This window comes from Sporofaciens musculi (genome assembly GCF_009830285.1).
GTDB lineage: Bacteria > Bacillota > Clostridia > Lachnospirales > Lachnospiraceae > Sporofaciens > Sporofaciens musculi.
In genome coordinates this window covers 1,773,259-1,792,420 of the sequence record NZ_WUQX01000001.1, presented here as the reverse complement: position 1 = coordinate 1,792,420, position 19,162 = coordinate 1,773,259, and the positions used below count along the sequence as shown (strand labels likewise).

General features: G+C 45.8%; 24 protein-coding genes. 11 read left to right on the top strand and 13 right to left on the bottom strand.

The features are described from left to right. Nucleotides 1-33: 33 nt before the first annotated feature. The 6 genes from rimM to GN277_RS08865 form a co-directional block, all read right to left on the bottom strand. The gene (gene rimM / locus GN277_RS08890; RefSeq protein ID WP_159750747.1) at nucleotides 34-540 is read right to left on the bottom strand and encodes a ribosome maturation factor RimM; all 507 of its coding nucleotides are present in this window, start codon (nucleotides 538-540) and stop codon (nucleotides 34-36) included. Nucleotides 541-632: 92 nt separating this feature from the next. Continuing rightward, nucleotides 633-863 carry a KH domain-containing protein gene (locus GN277_RS08885; protein WP_159750746.1) on the bottom strand — a complete coding sequence of 77 codons (231 nt, stop codon included), beginning with the start codon at nucleotides 861-863 and terminating at the stop codon, nucleotides 633-635. A 38-nt stretch (nucleotides 864-901) separates the two neighbouring features. Further along, a complete protein-coding gene (gene rpsP, locus GN277_RS08880) occupies nucleotides 902-1,147 on the bottom strand; it encodes a 30S ribosomal protein S16 (RefSeq protein WP_159750745.1) in 246 nt (81 codons plus the stop codon). Between the two features lie 108 nt (nucleotides 1,148-1,255). After that, nucleotides 1,256-2,611: a signal recognition particle protein gene (gene ffh / locus GN277_RS08875; protein WP_159750744.1), complete on the bottom strand. Its 1,356-nt coding sequence runs from the start codon at nucleotides 2,609-2,611 to the stop codon at nucleotides 1,256-1,258. A gap of 1 nt (nucleotide 2,612) precedes the next feature. Beyond that, nucleotides 2,613-2,978, bottom strand: coding sequence for a YlxM family DNA-binding protein (gene ylxM / locus GN277_RS08870; protein WP_159750743.1), 366 nt, complete (start codon nucleotides 2,976-2,978; stop codon nucleotides 2,613-2,615). Between the two features lie 49 nt (nucleotides 2,979-3,027). Beyond that, complete coding sequence (locus GN277_RS08865) at nucleotides 3,028-3,909, bottom strand: S8 family peptidase (RefSeq protein ID WP_159750742.1); 882 nt, start codon at nucleotides 3,907-3,909, stop codon at nucleotides 3,028-3,030. Between the two features lie 139 nt (nucleotides 3,910-4,048). Here GN277_RS08865 and GN277_RS08860 point away from each other — a divergent pair, with 139 nt between their 5' ends. Beyond that, nucleotides 4,049-4,681: a J domain-containing protein gene (locus GN277_RS08860; RefSeq protein ID WP_159750741.1), complete on the top strand. Its 633-nt coding sequence runs from the start codon at nucleotides 4,049-4,051 to the stop codon at nucleotides 4,679-4,681. A 70-nt stretch (nucleotides 4,682-4,751) separates the two neighbouring features. Then, complete coding sequence (locus GN277_RS08855) at nucleotides 4,752-5,003, top strand: chorion class high-cysteine HCB protein 13 (RefSeq protein ID WP_159750740.1); 252 nt, start codon at nucleotides 4,752-4,754, stop codon at nucleotides 5,001-5,003. 51 nt (nucleotides 5,004-5,054) lie between these two features. Here GN277_RS08855 and GN277_RS29375 read toward each other — a convergent pair whose 3' ends face one another. After that, nucleotides 5,055-5,207 (bottom strand): hypothetical protein, encoded by a 153-nt coding sequence (locus tag GN277_RS29375; RefSeq protein ID WP_204162719.1) that lies wholly within the window; start codon nucleotides 5,205-5,207, stop codon nucleotides 5,055-5,057. A 128-nt stretch (nucleotides 5,208-5,335) separates the two neighbouring features. Here GN277_RS29375 and GN277_RS08850 point away from each other — a divergent pair, with 128 nt between their 5' ends. Together GN277_RS08850 and GN277_RS08845 are read left to right on the top strand one after the other, a co-directional pair. Continuing rightward, nucleotides 5,336-5,827, top strand: coding sequence for a hypothetical protein (locus tag GN277_RS08850; RefSeq protein WP_159750739.1), 492 nt, complete (start codon nucleotides 5,336-5,338; stop codon nucleotides 5,825-5,827). Next, on the top strand, nucleotides 5,820-6,095 hold the full coding sequence (locus GN277_RS08845) for a hypothetical protein (protein WP_159750738.1): 276 nt from the start codon (nucleotides 5,820-5,822) through the stop codon (nucleotides 6,093-6,095). The genes GN277_RS08850 and GN277_RS08845 overlap by 8 nt, the downstream gene beginning before the upstream one ends. 188 nt (nucleotides 6,096-6,283) lie before the next feature. Here GN277_RS08845 and GN277_RS08840 read toward each other — a convergent pair whose 3' ends face one another. Beyond that, nucleotides 6,284-8,428 (bottom strand): methyl-accepting chemotaxis protein, encoded by a 2,145-nt coding sequence (locus tag GN277_RS08840; protein ID WP_159750737.1) that lies wholly within the window; start codon nucleotides 8,426-8,428, stop codon nucleotides 6,284-6,286. 228 nt (nucleotides 8,429-8,656) lie between these two features. On the opposite strand from GN277_RS08840, the gene GN277_RS08835 reads away from it, so the two are divergent. Genes GN277_RS08835 through folK form a run of 5 tightly spaced genes read left to right on the top strand, consistent with a single transcriptional unit; the run spans nucleotide 8,657 to nucleotide 12,729 of the window. Continuing rightward, complete coding sequence (locus tag GN277_RS08835) at nucleotides 8,657-9,955, top strand: bifunctional folylpolyglutamate synthase/dihydrofolate synthase (protein WP_159750736.1); 1,299 nt, start codon at nucleotides 8,657-8,659, stop codon at nucleotides 9,953-9,955. A 52-nt stretch (nucleotides 9,956-10,007) separates the two neighbouring features. Next, on the top strand, nucleotides 10,008-10,568 hold the full coding sequence (gene folE, locus GN277_RS08830) for a GTP cyclohydrolase I FolE (RefSeq protein WP_159750735.1): 561 nt from the start codon (nucleotides 10,008-10,010) through the stop codon (nucleotides 10,566-10,568). A gap of 31 nt (nucleotides 10,569-10,599) precedes the next feature. After that, nucleotides 10,600-11,109 carry an HD domain-containing protein gene (locus GN277_RS08825; RefSeq protein WP_159750734.1) on the top strand — a complete coding sequence of 170 codons (510 nt, stop codon included), beginning with the start codon at nucleotides 10,600-10,602 and terminating at the stop codon, nucleotides 11,107-11,109. Then, on the top strand, nucleotides 11,106-11,924 hold the full coding sequence (folP, locus tag GN277_RS08820) for a dihydropteroate synthase (RefSeq protein ID WP_159750733.1): 819 nt from the start codon (nucleotides 11,106-11,108) through the stop codon (nucleotides 11,922-11,924). The genes GN277_RS08825 and folP overlap by 4 nt, the downstream gene beginning before the upstream one ends. Further along, complete coding sequence (gene folK / locus GN277_RS08815; protein ID WP_159750732.1) at nucleotides 11,917-12,729, top strand: 2-amino-4-hydroxy-6-hydroxymethyldihydropteridine diphosphokinase; 813 nt, start codon at nucleotides 11,917-11,919, stop codon at nucleotides 12,727-12,729. Before folP ends, folK begins: the two co-directional genes overlap by 8 nt. 40 nt (nucleotides 12,730-12,769) lie before the next feature. On the opposite strand, the gene GN277_RS08810 is transcribed toward folK, so the two are convergent. Genes GN277_RS08810 through GN277_RS08800 form a run of 3 tightly spaced genes read right to left on the bottom strand, consistent with a single transcriptional unit; the run spans nucleotide 12,770 to nucleotide 14,815 of the window. After that, entirely contained in the window at nucleotides 12,770-13,663 is an 894-nt protein-coding gene (locus GN277_RS08810) for an SPL family radical SAM protein (RefSeq protein WP_159750731.1), read from the bottom strand. 25 nt (nucleotides 13,664-13,688) lie between these two features. Beyond that, nucleotides 13,689-14,231, bottom strand: coding sequence for a flavodoxin domain-containing protein (locus tag GN277_RS08805; RefSeq protein ID WP_159750730.1), 543 nt, complete (start codon nucleotides 14,229-14,231; stop codon nucleotides 13,689-13,691). Beyond that, complete coding sequence (locus GN277_RS08800) at nucleotides 14,228-14,815, bottom strand: TetR/AcrR family transcriptional regulator (protein ID WP_159750729.1); 588 nt, start codon at nucleotides 14,813-14,815, stop codon at nucleotides 14,228-14,230. The genes GN277_RS08805 and GN277_RS08800 overlap by 4 nt, the downstream gene beginning before the upstream one ends. Nucleotides 14,816-15,022: 207 nt before the next feature. Between GN277_RS08800 and GN277_RS31690 the strand changes: the two genes are divergently transcribed. Continuing rightward, nucleotides 15,023-15,739, top strand: coding sequence for an effector binding domain-containing protein (locus tag GN277_RS31690; protein ID WP_159750728.1), 717 nt, complete (start codon nucleotides 15,023-15,025; stop codon nucleotides 15,737-15,739). 216 nt (nucleotides 15,740-15,955) lie between these two features. Here GN277_RS31690 and GN277_RS08790 read toward each other — a convergent pair whose 3' ends face one another. Beyond that, the gene (locus tag GN277_RS08790) at nucleotides 15,956-16,360 is read right to left on the bottom strand and encodes a secondary thiamine-phosphate synthase enzyme YjbQ (protein WP_159750727.1); all 405 of its coding nucleotides are present in this window, start codon (nucleotides 16,358-16,360) and stop codon (nucleotides 15,956-15,958) included. A 12-nt stretch (nucleotides 16,361-16,372) separates the two neighbouring features. Then, nucleotides 16,373-17,230, bottom strand: coding sequence for a patatin-like phospholipase family protein (locus GN277_RS08785; protein WP_159750726.1), 858 nt, complete (start codon nucleotides 17,228-17,230; stop codon nucleotides 16,373-16,375). 176 nt (nucleotides 17,231-17,406) lie between these two features. Between GN277_RS08785 and GN277_RS08780 the strand changes: the two genes are divergently transcribed. Beyond that, nucleotides 17,407-19,041 (top strand): ABC-F family ATP-binding cassette domain-containing protein, encoded by a 1,635-nt coding sequence (locus GN277_RS08780; RefSeq protein WP_159750725.1) that lies wholly within the window; start codon nucleotides 17,407-17,409, stop codon nucleotides 19,039-19,041. The last annotated feature ends 121 nt before the right edge of the window (nucleotides 19,042-19,162 follow it).

The following is a 19,162-nucleotide window of genomic DNA, read 5'->3' as shown; positions in this document are numbered from 1 at the left end:
ACTCCTACCTAATTTTCCAATAAGCCCCCACTGTCAGAGCAGCCCGTCCATGACGTGAAGCTTCATTCTCCTGCCTGGGATATCCACCTCTAAAATACATTCCTTGATGGCCGGTACAAGAACCTCCCCCGCCGACGGATGATCAATCATATACACATCATTGGCGCCTGTGGTCAGCACATCCTTCAGGACGCCAAAATCCTCTCCCTGGTCAGTCACCACCTGCATCCCTATCATATCTGTGATAAAATATTCATCTTCGTCAAGGGGCACCGCGTCACTCCGCTCTACCAGCAGCGGACAGCGTTTGTATCTTTCTACATCATTTATATTATCATAGCCTTTGAATTTCAATATCACAAATTGTTTAAAAAACTTAACATTTTCAATCTCCAAAGACAGTGTATCTTTTCCTGTATCCAGAAGTACATGCTTTAAGTCACGAAACCTGGAGGCGTCATCCGTTGTGGGAAACACCTTCACCTCTCCGCGGATTCCATGTGTCTGGGTAATCACCCCAACCTGCAATAATTCTTCCATATATTAATCTCCCAACATACTTTTTGTCGGACAAATAAGGACAGAGCACAATATCTTGCGTCTGTCCCCATTTAAAATAGGCATACATTACCTTAATCCATAATATCAACGATAACTTTCTTATCCTCTTTTGCGGCCGCAGCCTTCACAACCGAGCGGATTGCCTTGGCAATGCGTCCTTGCTTTCCGATAACCTTTCCCATATCGGAATCAGCCACGTGTACCTCCAGAACGATTGTCTTTTTTTCTTCCCTCTCGGTCACAACAACGCTGTCAGGATCATCAACCAAAGCTTTCGTAATGACTTCAACCAACTCTTTCATAATCAAGCTCCTCAATAATAAGATTTAACAGTTATGATTTATTTTTCAATTCCTGCAATCTTGAAGATCTTGCTTACAACTTCTGTTGGCTGTGCGCCATTATTCAGCCATTTCTTTGCTGCTTCCTCGTCAACATGAATCGCACTCGGATCACAATTCGGATCATAAGTACCAATCTCATCAATAAACTTGCCGTCTCTTGGGGATCTTGAATCAGCTACAATAATTCTATAAAAAGGAGCCTTTTTCTGTCCCATTCTTCTTAATCTGATCTTTACTGCCATTGTATTCTACCTCCATAAAATATACTTTTTGTATCTATATAACGCGCTGCGCGCGGTTATATCCTCTCCCTGCCCTCGCACTTTTTGTCAACTGACAGGACTCTTATGTCAGAACGGCAGACGGAGCTTTCCTTTCCTGCCGCCTTTGCCCACCATCTTCATGAGCTTTTTCATCTCAGCGAACTGCTTCACCATACGATTGACCTCACTGATATCCACACCTGCGCCTCTGGCAATTCTGTGCTTTCTCGACGGATTCAAAAGGTCAGGATTCCTTCTCTCCTCCGGCGTCATAGAATAGATCATCGCTTCCATCCTCGCCATACTTTTCTCCGCCTGGGCAGTCTGTTCTTCATCTATGCCCTTCATCCGGCCCATGCCTCCCATGCCGCCAAGACCAGGCATCATACTCATGATGCTGCCAATCCCGCCCATGTTCTTCATCTGGCTCATGCTCTCCAGATAGTCCTCGAAGTCAAACTGGTTCTTCTTCATCTTCTGGGCCATCTGCTTCGCTTTTTCTTCGTCAATCTCAGCCTCCGCCTTCTCAATCAACGTCAGCACATCGCCCATTCCCAGGATACGGGACGCCATTCTGTCTGGATAGAACTGCTCTAAGTCAGACAGCTTCTCTCCCATACCAACATATAGAATCGGCTTTCCTGTAACGGCTTTGACCGATAACGCCGCACCGCCTCTGGTATCACCGTCCAGCTTCGTGACGATAACCCCGTCAATCCCCGCCTTCTCGTGAAATTCCTTAGCCACGTTTACAGCATCCTGTCCTGTCATGGCGTCAATAACCAGAATCGTCTGGTGAACCGTCACCGTATTCTTTATCTCCTGAAGCTCCTCCATCATATCTTCGTCAATGTGAAGACGCCCTGCGGTATCCAGAATCACAATGTTATTCCCGTTCTTCTGGGCATGCTCAAGGGCAGCTTTGGCAATGTTGGCCGGCTTATGGTTCTCTCCCATGGAAAACACTTCCACGCCCTGTTTCTCACCATTCACCTGAAGCTGCTTGATCGCCGCCGGCCTGTACACGTCACATGCAGCCAGAAGCGGCTTCTTGCCCTTTAATTTAAATTTGCCTGCCAGCTTGGCAGTTGTGGTGGTCTTACCAGCGCCCTGAAGACCGGCCATCATAATGACTGTAATGGCGCTTCCTGGCTGAAGCTTTATCTCCGTAGTCTGTGACCCCATCAGCTTAACCAGTTCTTCATTTACAATCTTGATAACCATCTGCCCAGGGTTCAGCCCGTTCATAACGTCCTGCCCTACCGCCCTCTCCTGGACACTCTTGACAAAATCCTTTACCACCTTAAAATTCACGTCCGCCGCAAGCAGCGCCCGCTTAATCTCCTTCAGAGCCTCTTTCACGTCATCCTCAGTGAGACGTCCCTTACTCCTCAGATTCTTAAATATATTCTGAAGCTTTTCTGTCAGACTGTCAAATGCCATACTACAACTCCTCTATAATCTCACCGGATATCTTCCGGATATTGCGAACCAGTTCTTCTGCACCTTCTTCATTATATTGATCTAAAAGCTGCTCGATTCTCTCCACCTTATCTTTTACTGCTAGAAATTTTTCGAGCAAGTGCAGCTTCTCCTCATATCCTCTCAGTGTCTGATTACACCTTTTAATCAGATCATGAACTCCCTGTCGGCTGATGCCCGCTTCCTCGGCAATCTCGCCCAGCGACAAATCCTCCGCAATAAAACGCTCATAAATCTCCTTTTGGTGTTCTGTCAGCAATTCACCATAAAAATCAAACAGTAATGACTGTTCCAGAATCTTATCCACTTTCATCACCTGTGCTATCATACAACAAAAAAAGGGAGGTGTCAAGTATTTTTTCTTGACACCTCCCTTTTTATTCCAACAACCGGTCAATCCGAAGGCACCCCCATCCCTGTCGCGCCTCTTCTTCACACTCACAGGCTTCCCGAAGCTTAAGCTTCACATCAACATTCTTAGCCTGTGGATATTTCGACAGAAAAAGAGCCGCTGCGCCGGATACCACAGGAGTCGCCATGGATGTTCCGCTTTTCCTGACATAAGGAATCTTTGTCTTAAAATATCGGCTGTTGCAAGACGATACATGATACCCTGGTGCTACCAGCTCAGGTTTGACAATACAATAATCCGTAGGACCGACGCCTGAACATCCGTCCTTCACCCCCGGCTCATCCAGCGCACCCACGGTTATGACTTTCCGGCTGTTGCCAGGAACTGCTATACTGCCCGACTCTGGCCCCTGATTCCCCGCAGATACCACAACCGTGATTCCCAGATCCCACAATACCTCCACAGCCTCAATCAAATCCCTCTCCTTTTTTTCATCCAACCCCTTTTTCGCACCCACAGACACATTGGCAACCCGAATGTTATAATGCTCGTGATTATCCTCTATCCACTGGATTCCCTTAAGAATCTGCTCGACGCTTCCCTCCCCTTTGGAATCCAGGACCTTAACAATAACAAGCTCTGCCTTTGGCGCTATCCCTCCATACGCCCCCTTTGACAGCCTGCCGTCCCCCGCAAGAATCCCTCCCACATGGGTTCCATGCCCGCTGTCGTCGTACATTCCATGCCGCCTGTTGACACAGTCGTAAAACGCAAGAATTCTGCCGTTCAGGTCGGGATGGGCCGCCATTCCTGTATCTAGGATAGCAGCCGTTACGTTTTGCCCCTTAATATTTCCCTGCATTGTATCGGCACAACGATAGTGAATCTGCTGTTTTACTCTATTCATTGAAAAAAAACCCTTTTTTACCAGAATATTCGCTTCATGCTAATCCTGTGAAAAACCGTAAAATTTATAATTGATTTCTTTGTAAGATTGTCGTAAGATAATAATGTTTATGTCCATATATTAGCAACAGGAGGATATAATGGAAGATAAAAATTATTACGATATATTAGGCGTCTCAGAAAAAGCTTCATTAGAAGACATTACCGCAGCCAAGAACGAACTGGCAAAGCGGTTCCATCCGGACGTCAACATTAAGAACGGTATCGACACCACTGAGAAGATGCAGGAAATCTTAGAGGCCTACCGCGTTCTGTCTAATCCAGACAAACGCTCTGAGTACGACTGGTCCCATACCCGCAAGCGTCCCGTCATGCAGACCTTTGACCTTCATCATATGGAAGATGACGACGACTCCCTTCCCGACTTCGTGGCCTACTGGAAGGCATCCAACGCACTGTTTGATATCATCCAGAAAAGCGCCCCACTGTTTCGGGATAAGAACTATTCCGAAGAACTGACTCGGTTATCCACAGAAGCCCTTACCCATGTGGTTCTCCTGCGGAATTCATCCATTCCAGAGAGGTACTGGTATCCGGATATTATGAACTGGCTTTTGTTCACTTGGTTCCAGCACAGGAATTATACCGTCTCCTACCTGCTGACCCTATATGACGAGTACGCCAAGGAGAACATTTCCGCACTGGATAAGCTGAAACTCCAGAAAAATACCTACCATTACCAGCACTCCATAAAACGTCTGGTAAAATTTTGATTTTCTTTTTCACACATCTATACCCCTCGCATATTATGTACTGTAAACATCATAAATGGAGGATTTCAATATGAGCGATTTAAGTGCTACAAACTGTGGATGTGGCTGTGAGTCAAATGTAGGTAGAGGTGGAGAGTGTGGCTGCGGCTTTGGCAACAATAGCTGCCTGTGGATCATCCTTCTGCTCTTCTGCTGTGGCGGATGCGGCAGCAACTTTGGCGGCGGATGCGGCAATGATAGTTGTCTGTGGATCATCCTTCTGCTCTTCTGCTGCGGCGGCTTTGGCAGCGGCGGATGCGGCGGCTTTGACTGCGGATGCTAATTCCGTAAAGCTTAAAATGGGGCGGAGTAAAACACTCCGCCTCTTTTCATATTATTTGCTCTCCTTCATCTGATACCCTTCTGTTTCCTGGTTCTTCATCCTGTCCTGCTCCTTCTTCTTTTCTTCCTCTAACTGTTTTTTCAACATGCATGCTTCATCAATCTCGTAAACGGCGTTTCCATCAATAATCAACTTTCTATTCATATCCCTTTTCCTTCCTAAACATATATTTCCCTAATAATATATGAAATGCTTAAGATTTAGTTTTCCCATATCTCATAAAATCCATTCCGCCGTCATATATATTTACAACGTTATGATAAGGAGTGCCTATGGAACAAAATCCGCCGAAACCAATGACACCATTCGACAATCTGGTGACACCGCCTTTTCTATACACGTTAAAACTCATGCTTCCATACACTCCTCCTTCTGTGCAGCGTTTCTTCGGAATCTACATAAAATTTCTGGAGCTGCGCCACACCATGGAATATTTCCAGGGATTTTCCTCCTCTCCTGCCAACATACTGGAGGGATTAAAACCATATATGGGTCCGGCTGAAAAGGAAATGATGGAACAAATGTCAAGCATGATGAATATGATGGAAATGGTACGAGGTATGCAGTCAATGTCAGACGATGCTTCTGATTCGTCATCCCAGGGGTTTGGTTCGTTTAACCCGATGGACATGATGAAGGGCATGTTAAGCCCCGAACAGCAGGAGATGTTTGAGATGTACAATACGATGTTTGAACAGGAATTTGAAAATGAAAACAATTCGCCCGATACGGGCAGCCAGAAAGGAGACACAAAAAATGAATGAATGGATGAATCACCCAGATATGCAGAATATGGACCCGATTAAAATGGAGTTAATCCGCACCGCCGCCGCACAAACCCAGGGCAAAAGCGGGAAATCCCTTGCTCCGATTATGATGGCGCTGATTACCAATGCCAACAAGAAGGGGATACAGTTTACGCCGGATGAATTCTCGCTGGTACTCTCAGTCCTTAAGGACGGAAAATCCAAGGAAGAACAGGACCAGATTGAAGGGATGGTACGGATGGTTTCTTCTTATATGAAGAAATAGGTTTTAGAAACAAGTCTGTCACATAGGTATTCCATGGCATGTATTTTGGCGTACGCTTGGTCATAAAAAATACAAGATATGGCATTTTCTTACAACTGGATTCTGCCATATCTTGTATTTTACTTTCTTCGTTTAATATCTCTAATCAATTCCCAAGGCTTCTGTATCAGATAATTTTAACAATTACCCTACATCCGTTTCAAACGGAACCGGTTCACCAGCTCATGCAGACGCTTGGACTGGTGTGACAATTTTACACTGGTGGAGGCGCTGTTCTGGGCATAAGAAGAATTGGACTGAACCACCTTACCAATTAACTCTACATTCTTAGTAAGTTCTTCCAGCACGTTCTTCTGATTCTGGGAAGCGCTGCTGATCTTATCCATAAAGCTTAAGATCGTCTCCGAACCCTCCACTACTGCTGCAAGGGACTTGGCCGTATTATCCGTAATACCCATACCGTTTTTTACTGCCTGCTGAGAGGTTGCGATTAGAGCTGCCGTCTGGTTGACAGCCTCTGCACTCCTTGTAGCAAGTCCTCTAATCTCATTTGCCACAACAGCAAAACCTTTTCCTGCCACACCTGCTCTGGACGCCTCCACTGAAGCATTCAGCGAAAGAAGATTGGTCTGTTCCGCAATATCCTCGATAGCCTTAACAATCTTCTCAATCTCAACGGAAGATCGGCTGATCTCCGACATTGCACGGATTAACTGCTCCATCTCCTTGTTGCTTTCTTCAATGTTCCTGCCCACCTCCGAAACAGTGATATTGGCAGTACGCGCATCGTTGGCATTTGCCGCCACATCTTTTGACAGGCTCTCAATGGATGCAGCCAACTGTTCAATGGCTGATGTCTGCTCGGCCGCGCCTTCTGAAAGCACCTGTGCGCCGGAGGACACATTATCTGAGCTTGAGGACACCTCATTTGCCGAAAGCACAATCTGATGCAGCGTGTCGTTAAGCGACTGGGAAATCTTCTCGATAGACACCTGAATCGGGATAAAATCACCGATATATTTCTGTCTCATCGTAATATCCATATTATTGTCCGCCATCTGTGAAAGCAGTCCGGAGATATCCTCCACATAATTGCTCATGGTGGCGCTGATATGATTAAACGCCTGTGAAAGTCGTCCCAGCTCGTCGTCGGACTGGATATCTATATGTATGTTCAGATCCCCCGCCTCCAGCCTGGCGGCTCCGTTGGCAATCTGCCGGATGGGACCTAAGGATCTCTTGATGATGCTGTTTACCGCAATCAACAGTATAAAGCCAAGAAGCGTAACCATAAGGGTCAGCTTCCCCGCATCTTTGATAATCGGCCCATAGAACTCGATTGTGTCCACAGTCAGATGCAGCGTCCAACGGGTCTTATCATTTACCGTCAGCGGAATGGCAACAGAGATTCCCTTCTTTCCGCTGCTGAAATTCGTAGTTTCTTTTATCACAGAATTGCTGTTCATGTTCTCGCCTTCCGGCATAGCCTGAACTTCCTTTGCATCCTCCGCCATCTGAGAGTACCCTGCTTCTGAGGCTGTTTTGCCCACTTTATCGGCATTTGCAGAATCTATCAGTATCGTCCCGTCTTCTGCCAGGGCAACCAGGTGGGCGGAATCATAATCCGTGCTCACCAGCATATTCTCCTGCATATTATCCAATCCCACATCAACGCCGGACACGCCAAAGAACTGCCCTTCGGCATTCCACAGCGGTGCAATGATGCTGATCATCATAATATTCTTTCCCATCAGCTCGTATACATAGGGGTCCATAATATATGGCTCTTTCGTCTCCTTAATCTGCATATAATAATCTTTTTCATAATTATCAAATGCATCCTCATGCTTCTCGAATACATACCCTGTCTTGTCCTCATTGGGATAGACGACAGACTCATAGGCAATATCCTTCCCATGGACGCTGTATGGCTGTCCATTAGCATCTGCAATCACATTCTGCTCAAAATAAGCAAATCCTGTTGGGAAGCCATCCCCCTCCTCCAGAAGCCCAACTAAGGCAGTATCAATAGCGCCCCTCTGTTCATTTGGGGGCAGAGTGGAAATGTTCCGCAGGGAACCGGCAAAGCCTACTACTTTTCCATAGGCATTTTCAATGTCATTGACCACCAGAAAAGCATTTTCATAGGCAACCGCCGACAGCTTTTCTCTGTTCACATGAATCAAAGAATTTGCAGCAAGCATGGCGGATGTCAGAACGGTCAGCAAAAAGACTGCTACAACGATCAATGCCATTTTTGAAATAATCTTTTTGCTAAGGCTTTTACTTTTGCCGGAATGGAACGCCTTAGCCTTCTTTTCCTTTTGTAACATAAAATTTCCTCCACAATTACAAATTATTACTCATTTTATCATAACTTCGCTTGCTTATCATGTTAATTTTTTGCTAAAATTTAACAAAAAGAGACCATTATTTATCCCCTTGGGATGGGGGAGCCTTGTCCAAAAAGGCATGATATTTTCCAAATTCTCTTGTGGGAATCCCATTTTAGTGCTATGATTAACATCGACGAAAAATACAAAACGAAAGGAAACGAGAACGTGACCTATAAAGAAGCAAGGGTATATTTGGACAAAGCGTCGAAATACGGAAGTGTACTTGGTCTGGGTACGATTCGCAAGCTGTTGCGGGAACTTGGGAATCCGCAGGATGACCTTAAGTTCATACATCTTGCCGGAACCAACGGCAAAGGCTCTGTACTTGCATACACCTCCACAATATTAAGCAAAGCAGGCTACAGGGTAGGACGATATCTCTCGCCGACAGTGATTTCCTATCTGGAACGGATTCAGGTAGACGCTCAATGGATACCAGAAGACACATTTGCCAGACTGACTACATTAGTCCAGAAAGCTATTGCCCGTATGGAGGCAGCCGGTGAGACGAGCCCGACTGTATTCGAGATGGAGACTGCAATAGCTTTTTTATATTTTAAAGAACAAAGCTGTGACCTTGTTGTGCTGGAGTGCGGCCTTGGCGGCGCCACAGACGCCACCAATATTATTACGAACACCCTCATTTCTGTGTTCACCTCCATCAGTCGGGATCACCTGGGGATTCTCGGAAACTCTCTGGAAAAAATTGCCGCCGTAAAATCGGGTATCATCAAACCAGGCTGTCAGGTGGTTGCCTCAAGCCAGCAGCCAGAGGTGACGCAGATATTGAGAAAACAGGCAGAAACACAGGGCTGTCCTTTTGTAACTGCCGATGAAAACCAGGTAATACTCATTGAAGATGGCTGTCAGGGACAAGTTCTTTCTTATAAAGAGATGACAGATGTTTTCTGTCCCCTTGCCGGACGGCATCAGACGGGGAATGTGGTTACGGCGCTGGAAACCATTTTTACACTTCGGACACTGGGCTATCACATCACCAGTGATGCAATCCGAGAGGGCCTAAGAGAAACCGTCTGGCCCGGCCGCTTCACCTGTCTTAGAGAAAAACCCTTCTTCTTTATAGACGGGGCCCACAATGAAGATGCTGTAAAGAGGCTTCGGGAGTCTCTGGAAATCTATTTTCCAAATAAACATTTTATCTATATCATGGGAGTTTTTCGGGATAAGGAGTATGAGAAAATCGCTGAAATCATGGCTCCTCTGGCAAAATCAGTCCATACCGTGAATCTTCCGGATACAGACCGCACGCTTCCGGCTGCCAAGCTTGCTAAGGTAATGGAACGACATTGCCCAAAGGGTATTCCCATTCAAGCTGAAGAGACGGTAGAAATTGGGGTAAAGAAGGCCCTGATAAACGCCAGAAAGGAGGATGTAATCCTTGCTTTTGGCTCCCTCTCTTATCTTGGCCAGGTAATGACGAGCTTTAAACGAATCTCTACATGAGATATCATTAATTATTGTCAGTTCAAAAATATGATTAAAAGGATAGAAAATTATGATAGATCAAAACAAAATCCGACAGGGAATCTGTCTTTTATTGGAAGGAATCGGCGAAGACATAACCCGCGAAGGGCTTATTGACACGCCGGACCGTATCGCTAGAATGTATACTGAGCTCTTTTCCGGTATGGAGGAGGATGCGGGCGAACACTTGAGCCGAACCTTCCATGTAGACAACAGTGAGATGGTGCTTGAGAAGGATATCGCCTTCCATTCCGTCTGCGAACATCATATGCTGCCCTTCTTCGGGAAAGTGCATATTGCCTACATCCCTAATGGTAAGGTGGTGGGCTTAAGCAAACTTGCCCGAACAGTGGAAGTGTTTGCAAGGCGGCTGCAGCTCCAGGAGCAGTTGACCGAACAAATCGCTGATGCGCTCATGGAGCATATGAAGCCCCAAGGCGTATTGGTAATGGTTAAGGCAGAGCATATGTGCATGACCATGCGCGGGATTAAAAAGCCTGGTAGTCAGACCGTGACGCTGGCGCGGCGGGGTGTTTTTGAGACTGACCATTTGCTTGAGGAGCGTTTTTTCCGATTACTGAAACAAAATTAACAGTACACTATTTGAAGGATGGAATCATCTTATGGCAAAATTACCTGATAATAAAAAACTAAATTTCATACAAAACCACCCTCTCTACCGTTCCTCCTATCAAAAGCTTAAGGAGTTTGAGAAGGCGCGTATATTCTGCTGCCATCAGATGGACCACCTTCTGGATGTTGCCCGAATCGCTTATATCCTGAATCTGGAAATGAACTTAGGGCTTGACCGCGAGCTAATCTATGGGGCGGCTCTTCTCCACGATATTGGCAAAAGCAGGCAGTATGAGGAAGGAATTCCCCACGAATCTGCAGGCGAAGCTCTGGCGGCTCAGATTCTTGCAGATATGCCAAAGGATATTGCATATACCGAAGCAGAAAAACAGCAGATTCTCACAGCAATCCTTGGACACAGGCGGCTGCGGGATAACCCAGAGCCCCTGGAGGCTCTCCTGTATCAAGGCGATAAGCTGTCGCGGGCCTGCTTTGCCTGTCCTTCACAGGCAGAATGTAACTGGAGTATTGAAAAGAAGAATATGGAGATTCGATTATGATTATAGGAAAAAAAGAATTTGACACAAAAAATCACACTTACATCATGGGAATCCTGAATGTCACACCCGACTCCTTTTCTGACGGAGGCAGATACCTTTCTGTGGACGCCGCATTAAAGCATGCGCAGGAAATGATAGACGACGGGGCGGATATTCTGGATATAGGCGGTGAATCCACACGCCCTGGCCACGCTCAGATTACCGAAGAAGAAGAAATTGAGCGCACTGTACCTGTGATTGAAAAACTAAAACAGGAATTTGACATTCCAATTTCTATTGACACCTACAAAAGTTCCGTAGCCAGAGCCGCCCTCCAAGGGGGCGTTGACCTTGTCAACGATATCTGGGGACTGAAATATGATTCCTCTATGGCAGGGCTCGTTGCAGATTACGGCGCAGCCTGCTGTCTGATGCACAATCGCAAAGAGCCTGTTTACCAGGATTTCCTAATAGATTTTATGGAGGATATGAGGGATTGTATCCGGATTGCAAAAGCTTCTGGGATTGGGGATGAGAAGATTATTCTGGACCCTGGAGTCGGATTTGGAAAAACCTATGAGCTGAATCTGGAAATCCTCCGGCATGTGGGCAGGATGCAGGACCTTGGATATCCGGTTCTTCTGGGAACCTCCCGCAAATCCGTTATCGGTCTGACCCTTGACCTTCCCTCAGACCAAAGAGAAGAAGGAACTCTTGCCACCACCGTCTATGGAATGATGAATGGATGTTCTTTTGTGCGTGTCCATGACGTGAAGGCAAACCGCAGGGCAATCCAGATGACAGAGGCAATAATGGGAAGGAGAGCCTATGGATAAGATTACGATTAAAAACCTGGAGGTGTTCGCCCACCATGGCGTATTTCCTGAAGAAAATGCCCTGGGACAAAAATTCATCATAACCGCCCACCTGTACACAGATACAAGAGCTGCCGGAAAGACGGACGAACTGTCTTCTTCCATCGACTATGGCGAACTCAGCCGGCAAATCGAGCATTTTCTTACCACACACACATTTAAGCTGTTGGAGTGTGCTGCGGAAAGCCTGGCAGAAACACTCCTGCTTCAGACCCCTCGTCTTAAGAAGGTCTGCCTGAAGCTTAAAAAGCCCTGGGCTCCTGTGGGCCTTCCTCTGGAAACTGTGTCGGTAGAAATTGAACGGGGATGGCACACAGCCTACATTGCCCTTGGTTCTAATATGGGTGACAAGGAGAATTTTCTAAAACAGGCGGTAAATGCCCTTCATACAACCCCCTCCTGCGAAGTCATCCAGGTATCCTCCTTCCTTTCAACAAAGCCTTACGGCGTTACCGACCAGGATGATTTCCTAAACGGGTGCTTAAAGCTTCGTACCCTGCTGCCCCCGCGTGAATTGCTGGAGGTGCTGCACCGAATCGAACAAGAGGCCAAAAGAGAGCGAATAATCCATTGGGGACCAAGGACTCTGGATTTGGATATTATCTTCTATGATAATCTGATTCTGGAGGATGACGACCTGTGCATTCCCCATGTGGATATGCACCGAAGGGAATTTGTGTTGAAGCCCCTTCATGAGATTGCGCCTTACAAGCATCACCCATGCACCCACAAAACTGTTCGAGAAATGCTGGAGGAGTTGTCATGATTTTGTATGCAGGGATATGAAAGAAAAAGGGATTGGCACCTTAAAACGGCAATGTCATCTGCTCAACTCTGTATGGCCTTTTATACTGGCTGATGATATCCTCCATGCGGTATAAAATATGTCTCTTTTCACACTCCTGTGAGAAATACCCCCACAGCCTTCTGGCCTGTGGGCTGGTACACTCATAGTATCCCCCGTATTTCTTCTGATAGGCTTCTGGTAAACCTTCTCCTTTAAATAATTCATCTAGTTTCTGATAGTACCAGGCCCTCTGATTGCCCCTAAGAGTCATGCCAAATCCAGGATAGATAAATCTTGCGCCTGCGTTCTCGCTCTTTCGGATTATCTCTCCAATGTTTTCCTCATTATCCTCAATAAAAGGAAGGACAGGCATGAGCAGGACTCCTGTGTAAAGTCCTGCTTTCGATAGCTTCTCAATCAGGCGGAACCGTTCTGTTGGACGGGAAACAAAGGGTTCAATCTTTGCCGCCAGTTCATCATCAGAGGTTGTCACCGTAATCTTTAAAAGTACAGGCGAATGTTCACCAATACTTTGCAGAATATCCATGTCCCTCTCCAGCAGAGAGCTTTTCGTTGCAATGGCAGCGCCGAATTCAAATGCATCACACAGCTCCAGTGCGTGGCGGGAAAGCATAAGTTCTTTTTCAAAAGGATTATAGGGGTCGCTCATTGCACCGGTTCCCACCACGCCGGTTCTGGTTTTCCTGCGCAGGTCATCCCGAATAATCTTTAATGCATCCTCCTTGGCGCGCACCCTGTCAAAATCCTCCACACCGTAACAGTCGGAACGGCTGTCACAATAAATACAGCCATGGCAGCAGCCTTTGTAAATGTTCATATTATAGTCAATACCAAACCAATTTCCTGGAGCCTTAACCTTCGTTACGATTGTTTTCGCTGGTATGTATTCCATCTGCTTCCTCCCGATCCCCCAAGTTTTACTTTTTACATTTTAACATTTTAACATATTCAAGCAATGGAGCCAAATATTTTTTATCCGTCCAGTCTTCATTTGGGCCTACCGCACTCATAAGCCCTGCCATCCATGGTTCGTATGTACTGGGATCTTTTTTTGCGATAGACTTCTTAAGCATGGTACATAATGTCCTGTCCACGAAGGTCATTTGATTCAGCTTCCATTGGCCCCGTCCGTAAAAGAGAGGAATATTCTCCAACTCATTTTTCAGATTGTGCTTTTTTAATTCTTCAAATGCATTCTTATCATAGGGGGAAGCGCCCACGCATAGAATGGCGATTTTCCTGCCTCTTAACCTGCCGATATTCTTTTTCAAAAACTTAAGTCCCGCTATGCCTGACCCATAGATTCCGCCGCAAAGGATGATGGTCTGGTATTTTGTCACCTCCTCCAACACCGCTTTCTGTGTTTTTACACAGTCAAACCCTGTCATTTCACGCAGCCAATCTGCATACTTCTGTGTCGCCCCATATTTCGATTGATAGATAATCACTCCTGTTTTCATATTAAATTCCTTTCCGCAAAATCTATTGTCTCCAACGCCTGTTTTAAAAATGCCTCATACGCCCTCTCCTGCTGTGTGTATATCTCGTCCGCTGAAATTCCTGGTGTGGTCACTGAAAAAATGGCGCCGATACCAATGGTATAAATCAGCATATTCAGATGTAACTGTCTTGCCTGTGAAACGCTAACCCCCAATTCTTTTGCAATGGCTATTGCTACCTGTGGATTGGCTTCTCTCTCATATAAATCCTTTAGCGAAGATATCCCCTTCCTCTGGTGCAGAATAAATATCTTAAACAGATATGGTTCTTCTTTTGCCAACTGAATGTACGCCTTGCCTGTACTGGAAAACAGGTTGCTTTTATCAATATGCGCCGCCAAATATTGCTTTATAAAATGTCTGACCTGATCTGCCACATCCTGACGCAACCCCTCCATATTTTTGCAATAGCTGTAAATGGGCTGAACAGAGCATCCTATTTTGTCCGCGATATTTTTAACCAGAACCTTCTCCATACCGCTGCTTCTTGCTATGTCGAAAGCTGCATTGACCACCATTTCTTTTGTGATTCTTTGTTTTGGCATGATGATTCTCCTTTTTATTCTCTGTAATACAGATATCGTTATTGACTATCTGAAGCATTTATATAATTTATTTATATAAGCTCTTTATATAAATAAATTATATATTAGGTATTGGTTTTCGTCAACCTATTTTTTGAATCATGACACACAGTTGTCACAATTGTTTTGATAGAATATTCCCATCAAAAGAAAAGGAGTATCTATAATATGAAGTATGAAATTGTAACATTACAGGAAAAAATCGCCGTGGGCGTCTCTGCCCGAACCAACAATCTGTCTCCTGACATGGGAGCCGTGATTGGCGGGCTTTGGAATCGTTTTTATAATGAGGGAATCTATGCTTCTATTCCGGAAAAGACCAACATGAAGGCCCTTGGAATCTATACGGATTATGAGGGTGATGAGAAAAATGACTACACTACAATCGTAGCCTGTGAGACTGCAAAAGAGCCCAAGGAGGGAGAATATACCGTCTGCCGCGTTCCGGCCGGCAGGTATGCGAAGTTTATTATTCATGGGGACATGGTACAGGCAGTTGCATCGGCATGGCAGGAAATCTGGCAGATGAATCTTCCAAGAACCTTCAAATGTGATTTCGAGGAATACCAGGATGACAGCATGGATAACGCGGAAATCCACATTTATGTGGGCTTAAAGGAAACGTCGGAGATTGAATCAAGATGCGGGCTTCTATGCAGCCAGTGCGCCTACCGTGAACAGATGAACTGCGCAGGGTGCGTTCATATTGAAAAACCATTTTGGGGCGATAGCTGTCCGCTGAAATCTTGTTGTGAGGCAAAGCCCCACAAGCATTGCGGAAGCTGCGACAAGTTCCCCTGCCAGCTTTTGAACCAGTTTGCTTATGACGAAAAGCAGGGGGATAATGGGAAACGAATTGAACAGTGTAGGATTTGGAAAGAGTAAATCCATGTAAAAACACGGGGCTGCTGCATTAAGCGTAAATATGCTTAATGCAGCAGCCCTGATGCTCTTATCGTTCTTTCAAAAAATTTTCAATACTGAATAGACCGGAATCTTCTTCATCTAGTTCTTGAACCTGTACATTACTTGTTCTGGAAAGTTCTTCAAGCATCTTACGTATCTCATTTTGGGTTATGGAGCCAGAACCTTTGACATTTCTTATCCTTCCATCACCTTCACATAAAATCTCCGGTTCCTCGGCCCGTCAAACTCACAGAAATACACATCCTGCCAGATTCCAAGCACCAATTCCCCCTCATGGAGAAGTACTGTCTGTGAGGGCCCCACATAACTTGTCTTAATATGCGCATGAGAATTCCCTTCCATGTGCTGATAATACTCCCTCCGTGTGGGAAAAGCTTCCTCCAGCCCGCACAACATATCATGCACCACGTCTGGGTCAGCATTCTCATTAATCGTAAATCCTGCCGTGGTATGAGGGGAATACACAATCACGATTCCCTCCTTCACCCCGCTTTTCGCAACATCCTGGCGAATCATATCCGTCACCTTCGCCATCTGCTGTGCTTCCCTTGTAGATATCTGATGTTCAAATAGATTCATGCTCTTTCCTCCTTATCTCTCCAGATACGCTTCAAGCTCTGAATATCTCCGTCTGGCCTGCTGATATCCATGCTCGTAGAAATGCAGCAACGCATCATAATCCTTCTCAACCCTGGAAACTGTGGGAATCCTTGGAGCGAAGACGAATATCTTCCCCTCCCGCGAAAGTCTCTCCACCTGCCGAATCTGTCGGTTGTACTCATAATTCCGTCTCACCGTCACACGCACCAACTCAGGATACTTTCGATACGCCCTGCGGTACAAATCCGCCACAGCATGGGACGTGGGCTTCTTTCTATAACCCGGATTCCTGGTCAGTACTACGATAATCTTCTTATTCCCAATCTCAATGGCCCGTCTGACCGGAATAGAGTCTGCAAGTCCTCCGTCCAGATATGGTACGCCGTCCACATTTACGATTGGAGAAACCAATGGCATACTGCAGGATGCACGGCAGACCTTCATAAGCCGCTCTTTTGAATGTCTCTCCGTCATATATTCCGCCTGCCCTGTCTCACAGTTGGTTGTAACCATCTCACACTCCATCTCAGAGGTAAAATAGGTATCATAATCAAATGGAAAGAACTCGTTCGGATACCGGTCGAAAATCATGTCCATATCCATCAGACTCTTTTCCCTGATAAATTTTCGGAATCCGTAATAATAACAGTATTCTCTCTCCTTGTGAATCATGCAGTCCCTGGTCCTTCCAATCTGTCTCGAAACATAATCCACACCGTTACAGGCGCCGGCAGACACACCCACCACATGGGACGTATACACTCCCTTCTCCATTAGATAATCCAGCACCCCAGAAGTGAACACCCCTCTGGTGGAGCCGCCCTCTAATACCATTGTTGCATTTACCATAATTAAAACCCCGCTTTCTCATCTGCTATTATATACCCATTTCCACATCTAGTACAGGGAATACTTGAAAAACCTTGCTATTTCTTTCTTTATTTGGTAAGATATGCAAGGTATACCTTGGTATACCTTTAACTGAAACAAAAATAAGATTCAAATAATAAGGAGTATGATTTACTATGATCAGTACAAGCAATGTTACATTACGCGTAGGGAAAAAGGCCCTGTTTGAAGACGTAAATATCAAATTTACCGAAGGAAACTGCTACGGTCTGATTGGCGCCAATGGCGCCGGAAAGTCCACTTTCCTCAAAATCCTCTCCGGCCAGCTTGAACCAAGCAAAGGCGAGGTTTGCATTACCCCAGGGGAACGGCTCTCCTTTCTGCAGCAGGACCATTTTAAATACGATGAATACCCTGTTCTTGACACGGTCATGATGGGAAATGCAAGACTATACGAGATTATGAAGGAAAAAGAAGCCATTTACGCCAAAGAAGATTTCACTGATGAGGATGGAATCAAGGCCAGTGAGCTGGAAGGAGAATTCGCCGCCATGAACGGGTGGGAGGCGGAGTCTGATGCTGCTACTCTGTTAAATGGTCTTGGAATCCAAACTGAGATGCACTACGAGATTATGCAGAATTTAAACGGTCCGGAGAAGGTAAAGGTTTTGCTTGCCCAGGCCCTTTTTGGCAATCCAGATATTCTTCTTCTGGACGAGCCCACCAACCACCTGGATTTGGATGCGATCGCGTGGCTTGAGGAATTCTTGATTAATTTTGACAACACAGTAATCGTGGTATCCCACGACCGTTATTTTCTGAATAAGGTCTGTACCCAGATTGCGGATATTGACTACGGTAAGATTAAGCTTTACGCTGGAAATTACGACTTCTGGTACGAATCAAGCCAGCTTCTCATCCGTCAGATGAAGGAGGCCAATAAGAAAAAAGAAGAAAAGATTAAGGAGCTTCAGGAATTCATTTCCCGATTCAGCGCCAATGCCTCCAAATCCAAGCAGGCGACCTCCAGGAAACGTGCTCTTGAGAAGATTCAGCTTGACGACATCCAACCATCCAGCCGTAAATACCCTTATATTGATTTCCGCCCCAACCGCGAGATTGGAAATGAAGTCCTTTCTGTAGAAGGCTTAAGCAAAACCATTGACGGGGAAAAGGTTCTGGATAACCTTACATTTACCCTGAACCACGACGACAAGGTGGCTTTCGTCGGAAGCAACGAGCTTGCCAAGACCACCCTTTTCCAGATTCTGACCGGCGAGATGGAGCCGGACGAGGGAACCTACAAATGGGGAATCACCACCTCACAGGCATATTTCCCGCTTGACAGCGGCGATGAATTTGAAAATGACGCAACAATCGTAGAGTGGCTCACCCAGTATTCAGAAGAAAAAGACGTTACCTATGTACGGGGCTTCCTGGGCCGTATGCTGTTCTCCGGCGACGACGGCGTTAAAAAGGTTCGTGTCCTCTCCGGAGGGGAGAAGGTTCGCTGCCTTCTGTCCAAGATGATGATTTCCGGTGCAAATGTACTGATTCTTGACGAGCCCACCAACCATTTAGATATGGAAGCCATTACCGCACTGAACAACGGTATGATTAAGTTCCCAGGTGTTCTTCTGTTTTCATCCAGAGACCATCAGATTGTGCAGACGACGGCGAACCGGATTATGGAGATTGTTCCTGGCGGCAAGCTGATTGATAAGATTACCACTTACGACGAATATCTGGAAAATGATGAGATGGCAAGAAAGAGACAGACTTATACAATCCAGGGAGAGGAAGACGACTAAACTCTCCTTATCTTAGAACATCAACGTTACACTATGTTGAACAAAAACAAATGATTAAATTGTGAGAATGTGTATTATCGGTTTCGTTATGGAGTTTTTCACATCGAAGTCGATGATACAC